The organism is Dethiosulfatibacter sp. (genome assembly GCF_983023055.1).
Genome location: NZ_CEZJXU010000413.1, coordinates 1 through 2,083, shown reverse-complemented (window position 1 = coordinate 2,083; position 2,083 = coordinate 1). Strand labels below are relative to the sequence as shown.

The window sequence follows — 2,083 nt, the reverse complement described above, 5'->3', positions numbered from 1 at the left end:
GTACAGCTATCTTTTATTAATAAGGTAGATAGATGCACCTCGAAGTCGAGACCTCGCCGATATCCGATATGATTTAGCAAAAAGATTGATTAGGAGAAATTATGTATTATATACTTGCAATAATAATGGGAGTGATGATTGTCCTGAGTCCCGTTCTCAATGGACAACTTACCTTGAAGGTTGGAACTTATAAAACTTCCCTTTTGAATTTTGGAATAGGAGCAGTGGTAGCGACTGCTGCACTGCTGATCTTCGGAATGGAAAGCATCTCAATTGATTATATTCAAATACCACCATACAGATATCTGGGCTTTGTATTCGGTCTATTTGTCATCCTGATTTTCAACCATGTAAGCTCCAGACTTTCTGCCATCTACATAGTACTGCTGCCCTTCATGGGACAAACCATAATGAGCAGCATCGTGGATTATTATCTTTTCGATTCATTTAATTTCAAGAAACTAATTGGAGTTATTCTAGTTTTTACAGGAGTCTGGCTAAATGAGAGGAAATAATACAAAGTTGTTCACTCTTCTTTGTTGTTCCCTTCCTTGTCGCTTAATTGTATAATCAAATTGAACTAATAATAAAAACTTTATTTACCTGTCCAATTTATGCACACTATTATAACATTGGAAAAATTTACACATTTCATGACAAGGGGTCTGTCCCTACGCAATGTACACAATTCACGCACATTTGTTTTGCACATAAGTGTTTGTATCTCAAGGATAGACAGATGTTTGTGTTTGCCATATAAAAATTATATCCTGTTTATATATCTTTTTCTTTACAATCAAAAATTATCCTTTATAATAGATACTTACTAAAGATAGATGCGAACAGCGTCCCACATGGTGGGTGTTCTTGAAACAGATACATATTTTTCGAAAACAACTATTAATTTGAGAGGTATATCAATGAAGGATTTTATATTGGCAAACAGACTTAACAACCTTGAAGGCGAAGCTGCTTTTGCCGTACTTGCAAAGGCAAGAGCACTTGAAGCTAAAGGTATTGACATAAAACATTTTGAAGTTGGAGAACCTGATTTTTCGACTCCTATAAACATTAAGGAAGCAGGAAAGAAGGCAATCGACGACGGCCTTACATTTTACTCTCCTGCACAGGGTTATATGCCCTTTCGGGAAGCAATAGTAGATTATGCAGACAAGTTTAAAAACATTAAGACAAACACAGACGAAGTGGTAGTAACTCCAGGAGGCAAGTCAATGATTTTCTTCACTCTCATGTGCCTTGTAAATCCAGGTGACGAGGTTATCTATCCGGACCCAGGCTATCTGCCTACAGGTCAATGATAAAGTTTACAGGAGGAATTCCTGTTCCTGTGAACCTGGTTGAAGAAAAGGGATACAGATTTGACCTTGAAGAGCTGGAGTCAAAGATATCAGACAAGACAAAACTTATTATTCTCAATTCCCCGGGAAATCCCACCGGAGGAGTTCTTACACCGGAAGACATTGACAAAATTGCAGAGCTCATTGAAAATAGAGACACCTATGTATTTTCTGATGAAATATACGACAGATTGATATATGAAGGAACTACAAAATCAATAGCTTCCATTCCTTCTTTAAAGGACAGGGTAATTGTTGGCGACAGCTTTTCAAAATCCTATGCAATGACGGGCTGGAGACTGGGATATGGAATCATGAATCCCACTCTTGCAGAAAAGATGACCAAGCTTCAGATAAACTGCAACTCCTGCACATCCACCTTTGTACAGGTAGCGGGAATAGAAGCTCTTAAAGGACCTCAGGACGAAGTTGACAGAATGAGGGCTGAATTCATGAAGAGAAGGGATATCGTTGTAAGTGGTCTAAACGACATCAAGGGTTTCAGCTGCATGAAGACTGCAGGTGCATTCTACGCCTTTGCCAATGTTAAGAAAACCGGCTTCGTAAGCAGCGATCTTGCAGCTATTATTCTTACAGATTCAGGTGTAGCGCTACTTGACGGATCTTCATTCGGTGACAACGGGAAAGGATATTTGAGACTTTCTTACGCAAATTCAGAAAAGAATATTTATGAAGCCCTCAACAGGATAGACATGCTGATGAAT

Annotated in this window: 1 protein-coding gene and 1 pseudogene; both read left to right on the top strand. The window is 38.5% G+C overall.

Annotated features, from left to right (window positions below; translation table 11 throughout):
- The first annotated feature begins 101 nt into the window (after positions 1 to 101).
- A complete protein-coding gene (locus tag AC3AX0_RS11770; RefSeq protein ID WP_487550475.1) occupies positions 102 to 515 on the top strand; it encodes a DMT family transporter in 414 nt (137 codons plus the stop codon).
- A gap of 321 nt (positions 516 to 836) precedes the next feature.
- A pseudogene (locus AC3AX0_RS11765) lies at positions 837 to 2,083 on the top strand (pyridoxal phosphate-dependent aminotransferase); the annotation flags it as partial.

Bases quoted from the DNA above. Each gene is read 5' to 3' on its own strand.
- AC3AX0_RS11770 (WP_487550475.1), top strand. From the start codon at position 102: ATGTATTATATACTTGCAATAATAATGGGAGTGATGATTGTCCTGAGT.